The sequence below is a fragment of the Mycobacterium sp. 1164985.4 genome (assembly GCF_001668575.1).
Classification (GTDB): domain Bacteria; phylum Actinomycetota; class Actinomycetes; order Mycobacteriales; family Mycobacteriaceae; genus Mycobacterium.
The window spans coordinates 51,967-71,433 of sequence record NZ_LZMD01000017.1 but is presented as its reverse complement, the minus strand read 5'-3'; the positions used below and the strand labels follow the sequence as shown (position 1 = coordinate 71,433).

Genomic DNA, 19,467 nt, shown 5'->3' with positions numbered 1-19,467 from the left:
CATACCCGAACACTAGTTCGAGCCACCGACAACCCCAGCCCCATCTGTAACCACTGAAACCAAAGAGACACAAGTGATTTAGCGACGAACCCAGGGTCGTACGGGTACCGCCCAACCGACGCGATGAGCCGCCACATTACGGTTAGTCGAGCATCGGCGCGTACCGGCAGCCCCCCAGGGGCGCCGCGATACAGACCACAGACAGGAGAACGCCGGAGATGACGATTCTGGACCGCTTCCGACTCGACGACAAAGTCGTCGTCATCACCGGCGCATCGTCCGGCCTCGGGGTGTCGTTCGCCGAGGCCTGCGCACAGGCCGGCGCCGACGTCGTGCTCGCCGCCCGACGCGTCGAAAAATTGGAAGCGACAGCAGAACTCGTCAGAGCCGCCGGTAGGCGTGCGCTCAACGTCCAGACCGACGTCGCGGATCCCGACCAGTGCACAGCACTCGTCGACGCTGCGATGCAGGAGTTCGGACACGTCGACGTCCTGGTGAACAATGCAGGCGTCGGCACCGCCGTCCCCGCAACACGGGAAACGCCTGACGAGTTCCGCAAGGTCGTCGACATCAACCTCAACGGTTCCTACTGGGCGGCCCAAGCATGCGGGCGGGTGATGCAGCCCGGCAGTTCGATCATCAACATCTCCAGCGTCTTGGGTCTCACCACCGCCGGACTCCCGCAGGCCGCGTACGCCGCCAGCAAGGCCGCGATCGTCGGCCTCACGCGCGACCTCGCGCAACAATGGGGCGGGCGCAAGGGGATTCGCGTCAACGCCTTGGCGCCCGGCTTCTTCAAGTCGGAGATGACCGACGAGTACAAACCCGGCTATCTGGATGAAACGCTTGCCAGTCGCGTCGTGTTCAATCGGGTGGGCGAGCCGCACGAGTTGTCGGCCGCGGTCATCTGGCTCGCATCCGAGGCGGGTGGCTACGTCACCGGTCAGACGATCGTGGTCGACGGCGGCGTCACGATCACCTAGACGCTCGCAACGCTTCGGTCACGAATTGCGAACGGAGGCCTCGGCGCCGCGGTGACGGTGCTTCGATGGTGCGAACCGCCGGAAGGTTCTCATGGTTTCGCTCGGACCGCCAGCTTGGCTTGGCCTGCTGATCGCCGTCGCGATCGTGGGCGCGGTGTGCGGATTCGTCGCGTCGTCCGCAATGCGGCGCAACAAGCGACACACGCGGCGGATCTTCTTTCTCGGTGCCTTCTGCGGGTTCCTGGCCGGCGCCACCCATGCGAGGCGCCCCGTCGCCGCCGCCGCGGTGCGGACGGGCCTGAAGCGCGCTAAAAGGCAACTGATCCGGCTCCAGACAGGAACGGTATGACTGCGCCGCAACCGATCTCGGTCGAAAACTTCTCTCATGTATGTATCGGGGTGTCGGAGATGGATGCCGCGGTGTCCTTTTACACCGAGGTGCTGGGGATGGACCTGGTCTTCGACGTCAACCTCGACGGAGATGGAATGGACGCCGTCACCGGCGGCGCCGCCCAGAGCGGTCGCATGGTCGGCGGTCTCATCGGCGGGGTCATGGTCGAACTTCTCTATCTCGGCACCGTGCCGGCCGGCCAGGACGGTCCTCATCTGGGCTATACCAACATCTCCTTCCGAGTGGCGGATCTGGACGCAACCTCCGCGGCGCTCCAGCTCTATCATCCCGATGTACGCGCCACTCCCGCCGTCGAAATCGCCGGTGTCCGGATGCTGTTCGTCTACGACCCCGATGGCACGCCCATCGAGTTCATCGAACTACCGGCTGGGGCGACGTCAACGCTGGAAATGTGGCGGCCGTCTTCTTGAGCCGTATCACGCCGACTCGACGGCAACCCGTCTCCGCTCCCACGGCCACGTCATGAGGGCCCACACGGCGATGACGATCGCCACCTCGACCAGCAGATAGAACGGCCACGGTCCGAAGACGTCAAGCAGGGATGCGGTAGGAGGCTTCCTGTTCAGGTAGCCGTAATTCGTCCCGACGATCGCATTGAAGCTGAAGGTCAGCGCCGCCCAGGCCAGCGACACGACGACCGCGAAACGGTAACTGCGCCAATGCGGACGCATCCTTCGGCCCCACGTGAGGTAGACCGCCGCCCAAACGGCGAAGACGTGGAGCACGAAGAACGTCAGGAAAAGATGGTGCGGGAAATCGGGCGCGCCCTCCCTCGGTGTGCCGACGTCGGGTGTGAGCAGCGCCTGCGAGCTCAGGAGAAGGCACCAGTAGTACGTCAGGGCGAAGGCCCAGTGGCGGTGTGACCACAGCGCATACGCCGCCGTCAGCTCTGCGATGTCGCACAGCTGGATCGGAACGGACGTCTGGATGTCTGGCCGGATCAACTTGTAGACGAGCGCCACAACGAAAGCCGCGAGGATCAGCAACGCGAAGACACGCGAGAACACGCGAGCCTGCGCTTCGGTCTGCCGTCGCCCCAACCAGATCAACAGTCCGACGCCCACCGCGAATATCGCGAGCACCACCAAGTGCGAGGTTCCGTACGCCTCGAATTGCCTCTGTGCGTGGTACATCTCAGCGAGGCCTGGGAACCGGTTGCGCCAACGTCGGCGCTGTGTACAGGCCCAGGGTTCGTGCGGTCACCGTGGACAGTTCTCCTTGCAGATTCGAAAGCGGTCGACTGCCGCGAATGTGGATGACGTTCGTCAACAGGATCACGTACGTGTCAGTACCCGGATCGATCCACAACGACGTTCCGGTGAATCCCGTGTGCCCGAAGCTGCCCACGGGAAAGAGCAGTCCGCGCGGTCGGGAGTGGCCGGTGTCGATGTCCCACCCCAGAGAGCGGAGATCTTGACCCTCGATCGCGGGATAGTTCGGCGCGAGAAGCGGATTCGGGTTCGGCGTCTCGGCGATCGCCTCGCGGACCGCCTCGTTGGCCGCCTCTACTTGTCCGGGTGTGTGACCGGGCTGCTGCGGAGTCGTCGTCAGCTGCAACGTCTCTCGCTTCAGAGGAAAATCGCTCGGGCGGCCCGCCAACCGGTCGAGTAGCGCCTGGGCGAAGGTGCTGACGTCGAGTGCCGTCGAGAACACACCGGCGTGCCCGGCGACTCCACCCATGCGTCGTGCTGTCGGATCGTGCACCGTGCCACGCAACAAGAAGTCGAGATCGGGGTTACTGCCCGGTTGGGCTCTGCCTTCCTCGTCGAGGGCAGTGGGCGCGGTCCGCGCCAGAACGTCTGTGTTCCAACCACCTTCGAAGCACGGCGCGCTGGTCGGCGGGGAAGATACCCAAGCGATAGCGGCGCCCCTGAGCTCGTGCGGACCGCACGCCTTGGCCGGAGGGAGGAAGCGGGTGTCGTCCATGTGCAGCGGCTCGAAGACGTGGCGCTGAACGTAGACGTCCTCGGGCTCGCCGGCGACCTTCTCGATCAGTGCACCGAGCAGGATGAAGTTGATGTCGGAGTAGCGGAACACCTCCCCCGGCTCCGACTGCAGAGGCGTCGCCAGCGCACGACGGATGCCCTCCCCGCTGTCGGCGCGCGTCAGGCCCCAGGGGTCCCGCAGATCGATATCGCCCGCGATACCCGAAGTGTGGGTGAGCAACATACGGATCGTCACCTGCGCCCGCTGCGGGTCGTGCGCGCTGTTGAAAGCGGGTAGATAACTCTGCACCGGTTCGTCGAGCCCTACCTTGCCCTGCTCGTAGAGCTGCATGACCGCGATCGCCGTCGCGAGGCACTTGGTCAACGACGCCATGTCGAAGATCGTGTTCTCGGTCATGGGCTCGGCAGGCGTGGGAGTGCTGTCGAGACCCTGTTCGCCGGCCAGCTTCCGCGAGCCGTACGCATGGTGCACCACGAGCTTCCCGCCGTGGCCGATCGCCACCACTGCCCCAGGCAGCTTGTGCGCGGCGATCGCGCTGTCGATCAGCTCATCGACCGGGGGAAGCCCTGGCGTCGGAGCGGCGGGAGTGTGGGTGGCAGCCGACGGCGACGCCGCCTGCGGACTCGAAGGCGGACGCGAATCTGCCGGCGGACGATCGACCCGGCCACACGCCGAAGACGCCGTGAGCGCGAGCACGACCGCCGCGATGACAAGGAGCCACGGCGTCGACCGCCTTCCACCACCGGCGGATCGGTCTGCTGGCATTGCCACCTCGTCGGGTCGAAGGTGCGCGTGCGACGCCGCCGTGTCCAGCCGCGCATTCGCCAGCATAGGGCGGAGACGATTCGGCGCAGTTGAATCCGCTGACCGCCAACCGCGTGCCGACGATGTTGTTACCATCGCGCCGTGCAGGACTCTCCGACGCCACCCGGTCGCGGCGGAGGGCCCTCTCCGTCACGACGCGAACTTCTCAAATATGCCGTCGCCGCGCCGACATTTATGCTCCTCGGAGCGGCGGCAGCGTCGCGGGCGGCGCCGAAGGCGGGCGCGCAAGGGCTGCGGCTCGTCGACTTCGCGCACCGGAAGGTTCCTGCCGATCAGCTCAAGGCGGCGGGTTTCGACGGCGCGCTGGTGTACGTCTCGGAACTGCGCCCCGGAGCCGACTTCGACTTCAAACCGGTGACCCGTGAATACGCCGATTCTTTACGAGCCGAGGGTCTGCACGTCGTCAGCTGCTACCAGTACGGCAAGCCCGGCTGGCCTACACCGTCGGATTACACCCGGGGCTACGACGGTGGTGTCGCGGACGCGTCGACCGCGCTACGGCTGCACAACGCCGCGGGTGGGCCCGACTCGGCGCCCATCTTCTTCAGTGTCGATGAGGACATCGACGAGGACACCTGGGAGAACGTCGCGCTCCAGTGGTACCGCGGCATCAACTCGGTGCTGGGCGTGAACCGCACCGGTCTCTACGGCCACGCGCGGGCGTGCTCGTGGGCCATCGGCGATGGCGTCGTCGGCCGCTCGACCAGCGACGGACACTGGTGGGTGTGGCAGACCAAGGCCTGGTCGGCCGGCGAGCGCGATCCCCGAGCCGTGCTCTATCAAGCCGTGGTGATCGGCGGGTCGGAGCCCGGCGTGGCGATCGGGGACACCCATGTCGACGTCGACGAGGTTCTCGCGCCCGATTTCGGGCAGTGGGACCTGGACCGAGGCTGACCATGCCCGTTACCAGAGTGTTTCGCCGTCGTTGCCGTGAAATCGGCGCGGGAGCGTTCGCCGCGAGACCGCATTTAATACCCTGCTGACATGCCGGAGCGCGTACCGGCCGGGGGGACGGTCATCAAGCTGGTTCTGTGCTGCACGCTGGCCGGGGTGCTGGTGGCAGCGCTGATGTTCCCGTTCGCGGGTGGATTCGGGCTGCTGTCAAACCGCGCCTCGGACATCGTCGCCAACGGTTCGGCGCAACTGGTGGAGGAAGACGTCCCGCAGGTCACGACCATGGTCGACGCCGCGGGCAAGCCGATCGCGTGGCTGTACAGCCAGCGCAGGTTCGAGGTCCCCAGCGAGAAGATCGCCAACACCATGAAGCTGGCCATCGTCTCGATCGAGGACAAGCGCTTCGCCGAGCACGCCGGCGTCGATTGGCAAGGCACGCTGACCGGTCTGTCCGGTTATCTGTCGGGCAACCTCGACACCCGAGGCGGATCGACGATCGAACAGCAGTACGTCAAGAACTTCCAGCTGTTGGTGACCGCCCAGACCAATGCCGAGCGGCGCGCCGCGGTCGAGCTGACACCGGCGCGCAAGCTCCGTGAGATGCGGATGGCGCTGACCCTGGACAAGACGTTCACCAAGGCGGAGATTCTCACGCGCTACCTCAACCTCGTCGGGTTCGGCAACGGGGCGTTCGGGGTCCAGGACGCCGCACAGACCTACTTCGGCATCAACGCATCGCAGTTGAACTGGCAGCAGGCCGCGCTGCTGGCCGGCCTCGTCCAGTCGCCGACCTCATTAGACCCCTACGTGAACCCGCAAGGTGCACTACAGCGGCGGAACCTGGTGCTGGACACCATGATCGAGCACCTGCCCCAACATGCCGACGAGCTGCGATCAGCCAAGTCGTCGCCCCTCGGCGTTCTACCGCGCCCCAAAGAGCTCCCCGGCGGATGCATCGCCGCCGGTGACCGCGGCTTCTTCTGTGAATATGTGCTGGCGTATCTGGCCCATGCCGGAATCAACAAGGATCTGGTCGCCCGTGGGGGCTATCTGATCCGCACGACCCTGGACCCGGCGGTCCAGGCGTCGGTGAAACGTTCCATCGACAAGGTCGCGAGCCCCTCGCTGGACGGCATTGCCGGCGTGATGAGCGTCATCAAGCCCGGTAAGGACTCTCATCGGGTCCTCGCGATGGCGAGCAACCGGACCTATGGCCTGAACAAGGACGCCGGGCAAACGGTGCAGCCGCAACCGTTCTCGCTCGTGGGAGACGGCGCCGGTTCGATCTTCAAGATCTTCACCACCGCCGCAGCGCTCGAGATGGGCATGGGCATCAACGCTCAGTTGTCCGTACCCGGGAGCTTCCAAGCCCGCGGCCTGGGGAGCAGCGATACCCCCGGCTGCCCGAAAGAGACCTGGTGCGTCAAGAACGCGGGAAACTACCGCGGGTCGATGAACGTCACCGATGCGCTGGCCAGCTCACCCAACACGGCGTTCGCCAAGTTGATCCAGCAGGTCGGGGTGCCCCGCGCGGTCGACATGGCCGTCCGGCTCGGGCTGCGCTCGTATGCCCTGCCGGGGACGGCCCGCGCGTACGACCGGGGGAGCAATGAGAGCCTGGCCGACTTCATCAAGAGGCAGAATGCGGGATCGTTCACCCTCGGCCCGTTCCAGCTCAACGGTCTCGAGTTGTCGAACGTGGCAGCGACGTTGGCTTCGGGCGGGGTGTGGTGCCCGCCGAACCCGATCGACAAGATCATCGACCGTCACGGTGAGGAGGTGACCTTCACCGCGGAGAAGTGCGACCAGGCGGTGCCGGAGGGGTTGGCCAACACGATGGCGAACGCCCTGAGCAAGGATGATCAGGGCGGCGGGACCGCGGCCGGGGCGGCGGGTTCGGTGGGATGGGATCTGCCGATGTCGGGTAAAACCGGCACGACCGAATCTCACAGATCCTCCGGCTTCCTCGGGTTCACCAATCAGTACGCGGGCAGCGTCTACATCTTCGACGACTCGAACTCGCCATCGGAGATCTGCTCGTTCCCGCTGCGCAAGTGCTACAGCGGTGACCTGTACGGCGGTAACGAACCGGCACGCATCTGGTTTGAGGCGATGAAGCCCATCGCAACCAGTTTCGGTGAGGTTCGCCTGCCGCCGACCGATCCTCGCTTCGTCGAGGGCGGTCCCGGCAGCGAGGTGCCCAGCGTGTCCGGCATGAACGTCGACAAAGCGCGCCAGCGGCTCAAGGACGCCGGGTTCCAGGTGGCCGACAAGACTACGCCGGTGAACAGTGAGGCACCCTACGGTGCCGTGGTGGGGACGACGCCGAGTGGCCGAACTATCCCGGGGTCCATCGTCACGATCAACACCAGTACCGGGTTCGTACCGCCTCCGCCGCCGCCGCGCCGGGAGGAACCGCCACCTCCACCGGGCGTGCCGCCCCCGCCTCCACCCCCCGATCCGATGGTCATGCCGATTCCCGGTCTACCGCCGTTCTTGATGGGGCCGCCACCACCGCCGCCGGCGTGAGCCAGGCGGGATCGGGTTTCAGGTAGGCGGGACTATTCGGGCGTGAGTTGCTCGGAGTCGGCGAACAGGAGCGTGCCCTCGTCGAGCATCACCGCCCATCGACGGGCCGGATCCGCAATGTGGTTGGGCCCGATCTCGACGGCTACGGCCGTCATCTCGCCGAAGTCTTCCACGATGACACCGCGCGACTCGGCGTCTGTTCCCGCGTTGACGCGTACGCGGACATCCACCGCCAGCTCCGAGTCGTGGCCCTGGTCTCGATCGTCAACGCTTTTCTTCGCCACCGTTCCCCTCCTGACGCCCGTCAAGGATTAGCGAGGAAGTCAGTGAACCACGATCTCTTCGGCCTGAACACGGAATTCGCAAACATCTTCAGTTTGCGGACAGCCGCGTTCGCCTGGTGACCAGGGCTCTGCGTCAACCGCGTTTTCCGATCCACCCGTTCGTTGGGAAACGCAGCAGGTTGCTTCCATCAAGCGTTCGAAGGATTCGAACCCCGGGCCCCTCCGTCGGCTGCCCTCCCGGATTCGGCCCGCCGGTGTGTCGATGAGCGTACGTCGGCATGGAGACTCAGCAGACCCGAGGAAGCACCAGTCCACTGGCCGCATTCGGACCAAACGCCGCCCATCACGCGGCTTCACAGACGTCTGCTCGAGAGAGTGACAAGCCCCGAGATATGGAGGACGCTGATTCGATGAGGACAGTCGGTGCCGGGCTCTTCCTCCCCCCATTCGAGGAGCTCGCCGATCCGCTCACGGTGGCGCACTTGGCCGCCGAGGCTGAAGAAGCGGGTTGGACGGGTGTATTCGTCTGGGACCATCTGCGTTGGTGCGAACCGATATCGGCTATCGCAGACCCGTGGATCACGTTGGCGGCGATGGCGACCGTCACTTCGCGCATTCGGCTCGGCCCGATGGTGACGCCGCTTGCCCGGCGCCGGCCGGCAAAGGTTGCGAAAGAAACCGCGTCGCTCGACCGCCTCAGTTCAGGGCGCCTGACATTCGGTGTGGGACTGGGCAGTGACGCATACGGCGTCGAGTACACCAAGACCGGTGAAGAGGTCGACGACCGTAAGCGCGCCGCCATGCTCGACGAATCGCTGGACGTGATCACCCGCGCCTGGACTGGCGAAGAGGTCGTCCACCGGGGCGAGTATTACACGGTTGACGGAGTGCGGTTCCTCCCCCGACCCGTCCAGCAGCCCCGTATCCCGATATGGGTGGCAGGGCTGATAGGCAACAAGAAACCACGGACCCGGGCGGCGCGGTACGACGGATACTTTCCGGTGTTTCTGCAGAGCCCCGATCAGCTGGCCGAAGCGGTGGCCGAGCTCAGAGCGCTGGGCACGAAGGACGACTTCGATGTCGTGGTTCCCTTGTCGCAGGGTACGGATCCGGCCCCCTTCATCGATGCGGGAGCGACCTGGTGGGTGGTGGAGTTTCCCTGGGCATCGACGACGACGGAACTTGTCCGAGGAGTGATCCGCGAAGGACCGGGGTGACAGGGCGACTGCCGCTCAACTCGTCCTCGACGCGTCCAGGAATTCCCCCAGCGGCCAGAAGAGCCGGTTGTCCAAGCACTTCCGGAGATAGGGCACGCCCGCGGTATCGCCTGAACCTCGCGACTCTCCGAGCAGTCGGGCGGCCAACGAATGATGGGTGGCCTTCCAGCGCTGGTGACCGTTCTCGATGTTGTTGAGGGCGGCGTCGAGGGCGTCCCACCCCTCAGTAGTGAACGAGAGTTCGCGGCGAGCGTCCAGGTACGCATCGGAGAGGCTGTCGTGACCGGCCATTGCATCGGCGCGCACTGCGGGTACGTTCGTGAATGCATCCGAGTGCAGGCGTTCGGCAGTCGGTGTGCCGCAGGCGATTTCGAAGCGCTTGTACTGTTCGGACTGGATCGCACTGGCGCCCTGGGTGAACTCGCGGAACGCGTGGAAATGGTCAGGCCGCATCGTGGCGACCAACCGGAACAACATGGCGGCCCGGCCGAAGACCTTGTCCGCATGCTCCAGCGCAGCCACCGCGTCCTCGATGCGACCTTCCCGAATCGACGCCGTCGCCGTGCGCAGGTCCGCCGCGAGCGTCGTGAAAACCATCTCGTGGGCCTGCAGTGCACGCATGAAGAAGTACTCGTCGTGGATGACGTACACCGGCGAGATGGTCACATCGAACCAGGCACCAGCCGGCGTGGCGGGAGGGGCCGGCAAGGTCTCGAGGATCCCCGCGAGATTCAGATCGCGGCCGATATCGTTGCCGTCTGCGTCGGAGAAGGTGGCCAGAAACCGCAGGGCGTGGGTGATGCGCTTGCGCGACGTTGCCGGATCCGGTCGGTCACCCGTCAATCCCTCCGCGGCCGCCGTCTCGAACCTGACGACATCGGCCATCAAGAGGGCCGACATCCGTTCAGGGCCAAGGTTTGAAGACGGGTCGCCGCAGATCCTTTCCAGCAGCGGGAGCGCCAGGTACGTGCCGTTGTAGTAACGGCCCTCGGACTTGTCGAGGATGCCGTCGAGGAAGGCGTCGAGGAAGGGATCTGCCGATCCGCGCAGATGTCGAATGTGGGTCAGCCGCCGAAGGATCGGAACGGAGAGGAAGTGTTTTCCGACCGCGCGAACGTGCTTCGAGATGAGCGTCGCCAGCGCAAAGCCGTCGGGCGCGTTACCGGCTGCCCAGCGGTCGATCGCATCGCCGGTCGCTTGATCGCGCCACAGGTCGGCCGGTGATGTTACCCGGATGTGGTCGACGGTCGTCGGCGCGGGGAAGGTGTGCCCCGCAAACGGGCACCTGCCCGCCCCGGTTCGGTGCGGATGCGAGGTCGTTGCGTGGATGATCGCTCTCGGTTGGTGTCCTTTCGGAGCGGTTCCTGCGCCCACGCCCGATGCCGATCGGGATGACGCCGATCGCCCTGGGGATTCGGAGTGAGCAGCTGGAAAACTCTCGGCGGCAACTGATCCGGAAGCTGACCACCGCGTGACTGACGCTTGGTCGTAGGTGGCCATGTCCGCTCCTTGAGGTTGCTCCAACCCCGCTAGGGGAACAAGCTGTTCAAGGAAGATTCTCGGGACCACGTACCTATTTCGTAATCGCTGCGACGCCACACTCCGCCCCGCGAACGGGAAGTGTTTCCTATCCGATTGGTAAGAAGCGGTATGCGACGCGACCCTCGAGGAGACTCGGCGGCTAAGGCGTCAGTGTCTTTACGAGCTCCGCCGCCGTTCGGATATCAGCGATGCGACCGACGTTCGCGCCCGCATATAGCGGACGCCAGTCCACTAGCTTTGCTGCTTCCCCATCGGTCGGTGGTTCCGGCGCGATGAACGGTAGTTGGGGTGGTTGAGCCCTGAGTGCACGATTCTGGGCGGCCGGCGGCAATGCGGTAACGAGGCGTGTCATCGCTCTATCGGCGCTGCGAATCCAGGCAGGGCCTCGGTCGTCGCGTCGCAGCCAGCGACGGGTCGCAGCGTTGGGAATCACCCGATGAGGTGCATCGGGCCAGCCCAAGCCGAACAGTTCCGTGAGCACGGTTTCCTGGGCGTCGATGCAGCGCTGCTTGTATTCCGCGTGAGCGCGGCTCTCTTCGCTGGCTAGAAAGCGAGTGCCGACGACGGCCGCGACCGCGCCCGCATCGAGCGCCTCCGCCACGCCTTCGGCATCCACTATCCCCCCGGCGACGAGGACAGGAATGTTCACAGCGGCGCGAATCTTCTCGAGCAACTCAATAGCCGGAGTGGTACCGCGCACGTGGCCGCCGGCCTCCACCCCCTGGGCGATCACTGCATCTGCACCCGCATGAACTGCAGCCCGCGCCTCCTCGACCGATCCGCACTGATGGACCCACGTGGATGCGGCCAGTCGGCGAGGGGCGCCCCAAAAGGTCACGATTACATCCGCCGCGGAAGCCGCCTCCACATCACCGGGCCGAACGAATGGCAGCAGCAAATTGACCGCGATCGGTCGCCCGGTCAGCTGGCGGCAGGCAGCGATCTCGGTAGCCACCGCAGCTCTCGCCCCAGCAATCGTTCCCAGCCCACCAGCGTCCGAAACTGCCGCGGCAAGTTCATGTCCTGCGATATGACCCATGCCAGCCTGGACGACGGGCACCGCCAAAGTACGCACATCAAAGATTTGGGCCATTCGTCTAACGCTACTGAGCCGTGGTAGCAGGCACGTAGGAATCACGGCGGCGTGGAATTCGAACCCGCTTCGGTGACGGTTGGTCTCTGCGGTTTGGGATCAATATCGGAGACGGGGTGGAGCCATGAGTAGTCCGAACATCTCGTCGGCTGTGAGCGGCGGGCTGAGGAAGTAACCCTGCAAAACGTCACATCCGAGATCTCGCAAGTACGCCGCGGAGGCGGCGTTCTCGATGCCCTCGGCCACAGTGATCAGACCGAGCTTGTGGGAGAGATCGGTGATGGCGTTCACCACTATGGCAGCGCGCTTGCTGATGATCGCCCTGGCGACGAAATCGTGATCCAGCTTGATTTCGTGAAGTGGAAGGTCAGCTAAGTACGAGAGGGCGGAGTAACCGGTGCCGAAATCATCGACGGCGATCCGCACTCCCTGTGCCACCAACTCGTTCAGCACCCCTCGACTGCGTTCCGTGTCGTCGACCAGCAGGCCTTCGGTGATCTCGATCGTGAGTGCCGACGCTGTCAAGTCACGGTCCGCCAGCGCCTGGCATGTTCTGTGCGGCAGGTTCGGGTCCGCCAGCAACGGCGCGAAGAAGTTCACTGCCACCGGCACCTGTATCCCCGCGGAGTACCATCGCTTCGCATCATCGAGCGCACTGCTGACGGCCAGATCGGTGATCCGGTCCATCAATTCGTATTCGCGCACCGACGGCAAGAACTCCTCGGGGTTCAGCAGACCGCGGCCGGGGTGGCGCCACCGCAACAGTGCCTCCACCCCGACGATCACGGTCGTGTGCGCGTCGAACTTCGGCTGGTAGAAAAGTGTCAGCTCGCGACGGTCGAGCGCCTGACGAAGATCGGCGAGGGCCTGCACTCGTGTGTGCCTCCTTCCCGGATGCCACAACACAGTCCTGACCCCTGGTCTGAAGGTGACACTGCGTCAATATTAGGCGAGCATCTACCAGACTGGCTTCAGGCCAATCAACGACCGTGTCGCGGCTCTGCGCGACCTCGACCCGCGTAGTTCTGCCCCGTTCCAAGGCGTCGCAAACTCGCACGCCCGGTGCCACCGGTGCTATAAAGTCTTCTTTTCAGCGGCGGGCAACGTCTCGTGTCTCTAGAGGGGGTCGACATGAGCGACAAGGGAAGTGGGGTCGACGACACCGTCGAATCCCACACCCTCGATGCGTCGCAGCCCGGTGTACAGGATCAAGTCAACCAGCGCTACGTTCTCGGTCCGGACGGCTCGCCGCTGATCGGTTCCGACGGCAAGCCGATCATCGAACGACGTCGCCCTAAGAGCGAGCGTCGCCCTCCGAACCCACGCGTCAGCGTTGTCGTCCCCGCAAAGAACGAAGCGGCGAACATTCGGGAAATCCTCCCCTACCTCGAAAATTTTCACGAGGTCATCGTGGTTGTGAGCGAGGGCGACGACGAGTCGGCCGCCGCCGCTCGTGAGGCTCTGCCCAAGGCAAGGGTGATCCATCAAACCCGAAAGGGAAAAGGGAACGCATTGGCGTGCGGGTTCAGGGAGGTGACCGGAGACGCCATCGTGATGTTCGACGTCGACGGCTCAGCAGATCCGCACGAGATTCCGCGGTTCATCAAGGCCCTGACCGACGGCGCCGATCTCGCTAAAGGCAGCCGCTTTTGTGAAGGCGGCGGCAGCAAAGACATCACGCGCATTCGCTCCGCGGGCAACTGGGGGCTCAACCTGCTTGCCAGTGTGCTCACAAACACAAGGTTCACTGATCTCTGCTACGGGTACAACGCGTTCTGGGCCGATCAGCTCTACATGCTGGATCTGCCCTCGACCGACCTCGACGCCCCTGAGATGGTCCGCGGCGATGGTTTCGAGATCGAAGCGTTGATCATCGGCCGTTTCGCGCTCTCTGGAGCCGCCATTACCGAGGTGCCCAGCCTCGAGCACGAGCGCTATCACGGAACCACGAATCTCAACACATTCAAGGATGGCTTCCGGGTGCTCTGGACAATCTTGCAGGACCGCCTATATGCCCGGCAGATTCGTAAGCTCTCCAAACGCCGCCATGTGGGCAATGTGCCCGGCCCGGCACGCCCAGGGTGGATGAGAGACGAGATGCCACTGGATATTCGTCGCGTCAAGCGTCTGGACACCGTCTAACGTGCCGCCAATAGGCAACATCATCAGGCGAATTTGCTCTAGAACCGGCGAAGCGTCCGGGCAATCGTAGTGTGGGCGAGGAAACCTCATGTTCGCGCACGTCAACCCCACCCCCGAGATATCCAGTGACCGACAGTCGAGGACTGTCTCTACCGACAACCGCCGAGGGCAAGCAGCTCGGACTCACCGCTATCGCACTGCGCTGTACCTTGTTGCCTGGTTCGCCTTCCTGATCGCGGCTGTTGCGCTCGCTGCGCGGTTCATACCGGTGACCAACCACGCCCTCCTTGCCCTTGCGGCCTCGTCGCCGTATCTGATGGTCGGCGCTGGCGTGTCAGCGATCATCTTGGTGCTCATGCGCCGGTGGTGGTCGGCTTCGGCCGCCTTGATTCTGACAGCGGCCGCGGTGTTCGTGGAGCTGCCGATGTTCGTCGGATCTGAAGGGGCACAGGAAAATACGGTGCCTGTTCGTGTCCTTACAGCGAATCTTCGTGAAGGAACCGCGGACCCCGAAGCTTTGCTGGCCGTCGCTCGCGATCAAGCCGACCTCTTCGTCGTCGTGGAACTCACCCCGGAACTTGCAAGCCGCCTGACGCAGGAAGGTCTCGACTCAAGATTCCCGTATCGGGTGCTCGACGCGCAGCCCTATGCGGCGGGCGTGGCGATCTGGAGTCGCTATCCGATCGTGCGATCAAGTCGGATCCGCGGATATCAGCTGGGCGTCGCCAGTGCAGCGATACGTGCACCCCAAGTGTCCGACGAAGTCGTTGTGTTGGCTGCCCACCTTTCGGGACCCTGGCCACAGCCGATCGACGGTTGGCGCCAAGACATCGCCGAGTTCCCGGATACCTTGAAAGACATAGCTGCCGACGCCGGTAAGGGAGCCGCCATTGTCGCCGGAGATTTCAACGCCTCCATGGACATGCAACCCTTCCGCCGGCTCCTGGAGAACGGCTTCCGCGATGCGGCCGCGCAATCCGGCGCCGGATTCACTCCAACCTATCCAGCCGACAGCGCAGCACCCCCACTCATCGGGATCGACCGCATCCTGACATTCAACAGCTCCGCCAGCGATGTGCAGACTGTCCGGATACCGGGTTCCGACCATCTCGGGCTTTGGGCGATTGTCCACATTCCGCGTTAGTGCCCGCCACGCGCAGTTGGCGCGAAGTCGGCCTGTCCACCTCGTCATCTGGCAGTTGGCGGCGCTAGCCGGCCAGGTCGCTGCCGTAAGCTTCGCGCGACGGGGTCAGGGTGGTCTGGCGGAGTTGCTGTCAGACATCAGCCTTGCCGTGGCGTTCGGCAGCGCACTCTGGTATCTGACCTCTCCGCAATTGAGTCGAGCCATGCGGAACACCGCGGTGGTGTGTCTGGGCTTGACCCCGACGCTGATGTGGCGGGCCACCAACCCTCTGCTGTTCACGGGATTCGACGAGCAACTCCACATGCGCACGCTGGGCGACATCATCTCGTCCCACCGTCTCTTCCAGCCCAATCCGTTGCTGGAAGTGAGTCCGCGATACCCGGGCCTGGAAGCGGTGACTGTGCTGGTGCACCAACTCGGCGTTCCAACGATGGCTGCCGCCGTCGTCGTCATACTCACCGCCCGATTGGTCCTGGTCACTGTGCTCTGCGACGCCGTCGAGCAGATAACCGGGAGTGCCCGCGCCGGAGGTCTGGCCGTTGCGGTGTATGCCGTATCGCCCCAGTTCGTATTCTTCAATTCGCAATTCGCTTATCAGACACTGGCTTTGCCACTGGCGCTGGCGTCGGTCAGCCTCATCGCGCGTGCCCGCAAGGCCGACGATCCGCTCCCCTTCTTCGGCGGTGCCACCGTCTGCCTTCTGGGCATGGCGATAACACACCATGTGACGAGTTTCCTCACCGCCGCTTTTCTTCTGGCGTGGGCCGTGGCAGAGAAGGGACACGCGCGATGGCGGATCGCCTACGGCGCGTTGACCGCCATCGCCGCGACATTGGCGTGGGCGTTAGTGCAGCGGTCGCTGCTGACGGACTATTTCGGCCCCATCATCGATGACGTGGCCGCGCAGTTCCGCGGCGGTGCGCGACGCGGCGCTTTCAAGGACTCGGCGGGCACTGAATCAGCACCGTTGGACAAATTCCTGTTGCTCTACTACGCCGCGGCGCTGTCATTGACCGTGGCCGCGCTGACACTCCTGGCTCTGCGATGGTGGAGGCGCCGTGACGGTCGCCTCGAGCAGTCGGGCCCGCACTTCTTTCTTTTGATGCTGACGGTGTGCATCCCCCTCGCGTTGGCCGCTCGCGTCGTGCCCAAGGGTGGTGAACTCTTCGACCGGTCCAGCAGTTTCCTTTTCCTCCCGTTCTGTATTGTGTTGGCCGACTACGCCGTCCACTTGTGGTGGCGCAGGGATGAGGACCTCGACGAAGACGTCTCACCTCAAGAGTGGCGCGCGACGCCGGCGGTCAGAGTCCTTGCAGTCGTGTTTGGGGCAGGGATATTTCTTGGTGGGTACGTTCTGGGCAGCGGGCCGAACTGGGCTCGACTCCCCGGTCCTTACATGGCCGCGGCCGACACCCGATCCATGGACGCCGAAACCCTCGCAGCCGTCAAGTGGGCGCGCGGGGCGCTGCCGGCGGGCAGCCGAATCGGGGCCGACCGGGTCAGCTCCACTCTGCTTGCCTCACAAGCCGGACTCTGGCCGGTGATGAAAGGAGCGTCCTACGTCGACGTACCCGCGTTGTACGTCGCCACCGGTTGGAATCAGGCGGAGACAGACATGGCCAGCAGCATGGCAGTCAGATATTTGTACGTCGACCAACGACTCGCCGCCGAGTTGCCCCCTTACGGCGAGTACTTCTTCAAAGGTGAAACCGGGATGGGAGAACAGCTCACCGACGCACAGCTCACAAAATTCGACGGAGTACCCGGAATCGAACTGGTTTACCAGCACGGCCCGGTGTCGATCTATGACCTGAAAGGGCTCGGTATCCCCGAACAGAGGAACGGGTGGTATGAATCAACGCCATTCATCAGCGTCGCGGACCAACTGGCAGTCGGCCTGATATGCGGCCTCTTCATTGCCTTGATAATGCGCAGCAGGATCTGGCCTCGGGTAAGAGACAGCGCGACGATGTTGCGGCGCGTGTGGGGACCTGCGCTCACAGCCGCGACCGTGCTCGCGGCGGCAGGCCTGGTATCGGTCACCATGCTGCTTTTGCAAGTCTGGCTGACTCCGTTGACTGTCGTATCAGCTTCGCTGGCTGTCTTACTTCCCCACTTCGCCTTCGCAGCCTTCAGCCGACGCAGCGTCAGCAAAGTGCCTTCACGACAGGTCCGCACCGCCGCTCTCCTCGCGGTCCCACTGGCCTTGATCGTTTCACTGGCGGTGCTCAATGCTGCCAACGAGACGGTGACCAAGGTCGGGCAGATATTGGAAGATCCGACCGCCACCCATGTCCCATCTAGTTCAAGTCGCTGACATTCGGCTCAATTGACGTGGAGTATTCGACCATGCAGACCAAGCCCACGCCGCACGAAGACCGCGACGGCGCCGGTCTGCCTACATGCGCGGTGATCATCTGCGCATACACCTGGGATCGTTGGGACGACACTTTGCGAGCCGTCGCCTCGGTGCAAGCTCAGCAACCACCTCCGCACGAACTGATCCTCGTTGTGGATCACAATCCAGATTTACAAGCCCGGTTTACCGAGCAACTCCCCACCGTCCGCGTCGTGGCCAACCACAATGAACGAGGTGTCTCCGGCGCCCGCAATACCGGTGTCGAACTCACCGACTCAGACGTCGTTGTCTTTCTCGACGACGATGCCGCCGCGAAACCCGGCTGGCTCGCCGGGCTGGCAAAAAACTACACCGACCCCCGCGTGATTGGCGTCGGTGGCCGCATCGATCCTGGATGGACCTCCGGCCGGCCACGCTGGTGGCCGGCGGAATTCGACTGGGTGGTCGGATGCACCTACATTGGCCACCCTGAAGGACGCCTCCGCAATCTCATCGGTGCCAACTCCTCGTTTCGACGCGAACTGTTCGCCAATGGCGGATTCGTCTCCGGAATCGGTCGAAGCGCCGGCATATCACTTCCGGTGGGATGCGAGGAGACCGAGTTCTGCATTCGTGCCGCGAACGCGAGGCCCACCGGCTTCTATCTGTACGACGACACCGCCGCGGTGATTCACCGCGTTCCGCCCCAACGACAGACGTTCGCTTACTTCCGCAGCCGATGCTGGGCTGAAGGATTGTCCAAGGCATTGGTGACCAAGAGCGTCGGGGTGGAAAGGGGCTTGTCCGCCGAGTGGAGTTACTCGACGGTGACGCTGCCCCTTGGTGCGCTTCGCGGCATATCGCGGGCTATCCGCGGCGACCTTGCCGGACTGCTAACAGCATTGGTGATCGTGGTCGGACTCGGCTACACCACGGTCGCTTTCGCGGTCGCTTCGGTCACCGCACGAGTGCGCCGGTTGCGAGAAGGCACGCGGTGAACGGTCTCGGACACGGAGGTGCGCTACGGGTCGCCATGGTTTCTGCCCAGGCCGTGCCGATCATGGGTGGTATCGAAACGCACGTACACGAAGTTTCGCGACGGTTGGCCGCCTCCGGTGTGGACGTGACAGTTCTGACCACCGACAGATCGGGTGAGCTCGCTCGCACCGAAGCCTTGTCCGGATACCGAGTTCGACGGTGGCCGGCCTATCCACGCGGACGCGACTACTACATTTCACCGGGACTGGCTCGCTATCTAGCTGGCGCACAACGCAATTACGATGTTGTGCACGTGCAAGGCGTCCACACTTTCGTACCGCCGGCTGCTCTGGCAGCGGCGCGACGAGCACGGATACCTTCCGTATTGACCTTCCACACCGGCGGCCATTCCTCTGGCGTCCGACATAGGTTGCGCTCGTTGCAGTGGAAGCTGCTCGGTCCGCCGCTGCGGACGGCGACGGCGTTGGTCGCCGTTTGTGAGTTCGAGCGACGGTTGTTCGCCCAGACTCTCGGTGTGCCCGAGTCGAGCATTCGGCTGATCAGGAACGGCTGCGAACCGCTGCCCGTCGACTACAGCGCGCCCAGCCTTGGGGGTAACCCGTTGGTGATATCGGTCGGACGGCTCGAGGAGTACAAGGGCCACCACCGCATCCTGCAGGCCATGCCGGAAATCTTGAATCAGGCGCCTGGTGCGAAGCTCGCGCTGATCGGCAGCGGTCCGTTCGAGCTGGCTTTGCGTGATATGGCCCGCGACCTGGGCGTCGCCGATCGGGTGCTGATCCGGGGTTATCCGCCAGGTGAGCGCGCCGGCCTGGGCAAGGTTGTGTCCGACGCCGACGTCGTTTGTCTGCTCAGCGAGTATGAAGCTCATCCCGTGGCAGTGATGGAGGCGATCGGTACTGGAGGCAAGGCTCTGGTCGCCGACACCTCGGGCCTGACCGAACTGGGCCGAGCGGGGCTGGTGACCACGATCCCCCTCGACGCCTCGCCGCAAGAAGTCGCGGCCATGGTTCTCAAATTGGCGGCAGAACCTCGGAACGCGCCCGCGCAACTGCCGACGTGGGACGACTGCGCCGAGGAACTGCACTCGCTATATCGCGAGGTGGTGCGGTGAAAGT

General features: G+C 64.2%; 17 protein-coding genes. 11 read left to right on the top strand and 6 right to left on the bottom strand.

Translation table 11 applies throughout. The annotated features are described in order from the left end of the window. The first annotated feature begins 218 nt into the window (after positions 1-218). The 3 genes from A5650_RS02210 (at position 219) to A5650_RS02200 (ending at position 1,805) form a co-directional block, all read left to right on the top strand. The gene (locus A5650_RS02210; protein WP_067285829.1) at positions 219-983 is read left to right on the top strand and encodes an SDR family NAD(P)-dependent oxidoreductase; all 765 of its coding nucleotides are present in this window, start codon (positions 219-221) and stop codon (positions 981-983) included. A gap of 91 nt (positions 984-1,074) precedes the next feature. Continuing rightward, positions 1,075-1,332 carry a hypothetical protein gene (locus A5650_RS02205; RefSeq protein ID WP_067285825.1) on the top strand — a complete coding sequence of 86 codons (258 nt, stop codon included), beginning with the start codon at positions 1,075-1,077 and terminating at the stop codon, positions 1,330-1,332. Continuing rightward, positions 1,329-1,805: a VOC family protein gene (locus A5650_RS02200; protein WP_067285823.1), complete on the top strand. Its 477-nt coding sequence runs from the start codon at positions 1,329-1,331 to the stop codon at positions 1,803-1,805. Before A5650_RS02205 ends, A5650_RS02200 begins: the two co-directional genes overlap by 4 nt. Positions 1,806-1,811: 6 nt before the next feature. Here the strand turns inward: A5650_RS02200 and A5650_RS02195 are convergent, their stop codons facing one another. Both A5650_RS02195 and A5650_RS02190 read right to left on the bottom strand, forming a co-directional pair. Further along, entirely contained in the window at positions 1,812-2,528 is a 717-nt protein-coding gene (locus A5650_RS02195; RefSeq protein WP_067285821.1) for a YwaF family protein, read from the bottom strand. 1 nt (position 2,529) lies between these two features. Further along, on the bottom strand, positions 2,530-4,107 hold the full coding sequence (locus tag A5650_RS02190) for a serine hydrolase domain-containing protein (protein WP_067285849.1): 1,578 nt from the start codon (positions 4,105-4,107) through the stop codon (positions 2,530-2,532). Between the two features lie 234 nt (positions 4,108-4,341). On the opposite strand from A5650_RS02190, the gene A5650_RS02185 reads away from it, so the two are divergent. Then, positions 4,342-5,061 (top strand): DUF1906 domain-containing protein, encoded by a 720-nt coding sequence (locus tag A5650_RS02185; protein ID WP_197501766.1) that lies wholly within the window; start codon positions 4,342-4,344, stop codon positions 5,059-5,061. A 90-nt stretch (positions 5,062-5,151) separates the two neighbouring features. Then, positions 5,152-7,590, top strand: a complete 2,439-nt coding sequence (gene ponA2 / locus A5650_RS02180; RefSeq protein WP_067285817.1) for a transglycosylase/D,D-transpeptidase PonA2 — start codon at positions 5,152-5,154, stop codon at positions 7,588-7,590. Between the two features lie 32 nt (positions 7,591-7,622). Here ponA2 and A5650_RS02175 read toward each other — a convergent pair whose 3' ends face one another. Continuing rightward, complete coding sequence (locus A5650_RS02175) at positions 7,623-7,874, bottom strand: hypothetical protein (RefSeq protein ID WP_067285809.1); 252 nt, start codon at positions 7,872-7,874, stop codon at positions 7,623-7,625. A 410-nt stretch (positions 7,875-8,284) separates the two neighbouring features. Here A5650_RS02175 and A5650_RS02170 point away from each other — a divergent pair, with 410 nt between their 5' ends. Beyond that, the gene (locus A5650_RS02170) at positions 8,285-9,091 is read left to right on the top strand and encodes an LLM class flavin-dependent oxidoreductase (RefSeq protein WP_067285848.1); all 807 of its coding nucleotides are present in this window, start codon (positions 8,285-8,287) and stop codon (positions 9,089-9,091) included. 15 nt (positions 9,092-9,106) lie between these two features. On the opposite strand, the gene A5650_RS02165 is transcribed toward A5650_RS02170, so the two are convergent. The 3 genes from A5650_RS02165 to A5650_RS02155 form a co-directional block, all read right to left on the bottom strand. Then, a complete protein-coding gene (locus tag A5650_RS02165) occupies positions 9,107-10,465 on the bottom strand; it encodes a tryptophan 2,3-dioxygenase family protein (RefSeq protein ID WP_067285807.1) in 1,359 nt (452 codons plus the stop codon). A 307-nt stretch (positions 10,466-10,772) separates the two neighbouring features. After that, the gene (locus A5650_RS02160; protein ID WP_067285805.1) at positions 10,773-11,726 is read right to left on the bottom strand and encodes an NAD(P)H-dependent flavin oxidoreductase; all 954 of its coding nucleotides are present in this window, start codon (positions 11,724-11,726) and stop codon (positions 10,773-10,775) included. 99 nt (positions 11,727-11,825) lie between these two features. Then, positions 11,826-12,599: an EAL domain-containing protein gene (locus tag A5650_RS02155; RefSeq protein WP_067285803.1), complete on the bottom strand. Its 774-nt coding sequence runs from the start codon at positions 12,597-12,599 to the stop codon at positions 11,826-11,828. Between the two features lie 258 nt (positions 12,600-12,857). Between A5650_RS02155 and A5650_RS02150 the strand changes: the two genes are divergently transcribed. The 5 genes from A5650_RS02150 (at position 12,858) to A5650_RS02130 (ending at position 19,463) form a co-directional block, all read left to right on the top strand. Continuing rightward, positions 12,858-13,868 carry a glycosyltransferase family 2 protein gene (locus A5650_RS02150; RefSeq protein ID WP_067285800.1) on the top strand — a complete coding sequence of 337 codons (1,011 nt, stop codon included), beginning with the start codon at positions 12,858-12,860 and terminating at the stop codon, positions 13,866-13,868. 88 nt (positions 13,869-13,956) lie between these two features. After that, complete coding sequence (locus A5650_RS02145) at positions 13,957-15,012, top strand: endonuclease/exonuclease/phosphatase family protein (RefSeq protein ID WP_082950565.1); 1,056 nt, start codon at positions 13,957-13,959, stop codon at positions 15,010-15,012. A 124-nt stretch (positions 15,013-15,136) separates the two neighbouring features. Beyond that, positions 15,137-17,329 carry a hypothetical protein gene (locus A5650_RS02140; protein WP_156743974.1) on the top strand — a complete coding sequence of 731 codons (2,193 nt, stop codon included), beginning with the start codon at positions 15,137-15,139 and terminating at the stop codon, positions 17,327-17,329. Between the two features lie 32 nt (positions 17,330-17,361). Then, complete coding sequence (locus tag A5650_RS02135) at positions 17,362-18,348, top strand: glycosyltransferase family 2 protein (RefSeq protein WP_067285844.1); 987 nt, start codon at positions 17,362-17,364, stop codon at positions 18,346-18,348. 35 nt (positions 18,349-18,383) lie between these two features. Further along, a complete protein-coding gene (locus A5650_RS02130) occupies positions 18,384-19,463 on the top strand; it encodes a glycosyltransferase family 4 protein (RefSeq protein ID WP_067285842.1) in 1,080 nt (359 codons plus the stop codon). Positions 19,464-19,467 lie beyond the last annotated feature (4 nt).

Excerpts from the sequence above, each read along its gene's own strand:
- A5650_RS02210 (WP_067285829.1), top strand. The coding sequence starts at position 219 with ATGACGATTCTGGACCGCTTCCGACTCGACGACAAAGTCGTCGTCATC.
- A5650_RS02205 (WP_067285825.1), top strand. The coding sequence starts at position 1,075 with ATGGTTTCGCTCGGACCGCCAGCTTGGCTTGGCCTGCTGATCGCCGTC.
- A5650_RS02200 (WP_067285823.1), top strand. The coding sequence starts at position 1,329 with ATGACTGCGCCGCAACCGATCTCGGTCGAAAACTTCTCTCATGTATGT.
- A5650_RS02195 (WP_067285821.1), bottom strand. The coding sequence starts at position 2,528 with ATGTACCACGCACAGAGGCAATTCGAGGCGTACGGAACCTCGCACTTG.
- A5650_RS02190 (WP_067285849.1), bottom strand. The coding sequence starts at position 4,107 with ATGCCAGCAGACCGATCCGCCGGTGGTGGAAGGCGGTCGACGCCGTGG.
- A5650_RS02185 (WP_197501766.1), top strand. The coding sequence starts at position 4,342 with ATGCTCCTCGGAGCGGCGGCAGCGTCGCGGGCGGCGCCGAAGGCGGGC.
- ponA2 (WP_067285817.1), top strand. The coding sequence starts at position 5,152 with ATGCCGGAGCGCGTACCGGCCGGGGGGACGGTCATCAAGCTGGTTCTG.
- A5650_RS02170 (WP_067285848.1), top strand. The coding sequence starts at position 8,285 with ATGAGGACAGTCGGTGCCGGGCTCTTCCTCCCCCCATTCGAGGAGCTC.
- A5650_RS02160 (WP_067285805.1), bottom strand. The coding sequence starts at position 11,726 with ATGGCCCAAATCTTTGATGTGCGTACTTTGGCGGTGCCCGTCGTCCAG.
- A5650_RS02150 (WP_067285800.1), top strand. The coding sequence starts at position 12,858 with ATGAGCGACAAGGGAAGTGGGGTCGACGACACCGTCGAATCCCACACC.
- A5650_RS02145 (WP_082950565.1), top strand. The coding sequence starts at position 13,957 with ATGTTCGCGCACGTCAACCCCACCCCCGAGATATCCAGTGACCGACAG.
- A5650_RS02135 (WP_067285844.1), top strand. The coding sequence starts at position 17,362 with ATGCAGACCAAGCCCACGCCGCACGAAGACCGCGACGGCGCCGGTCTG.
- A5650_RS02130 (WP_067285842.1), top strand. The coding sequence starts at position 18,384 with ATGGTTTCTGCCCAGGCCGTGCCGATCATGGGTGGTATCGAAACGCAC.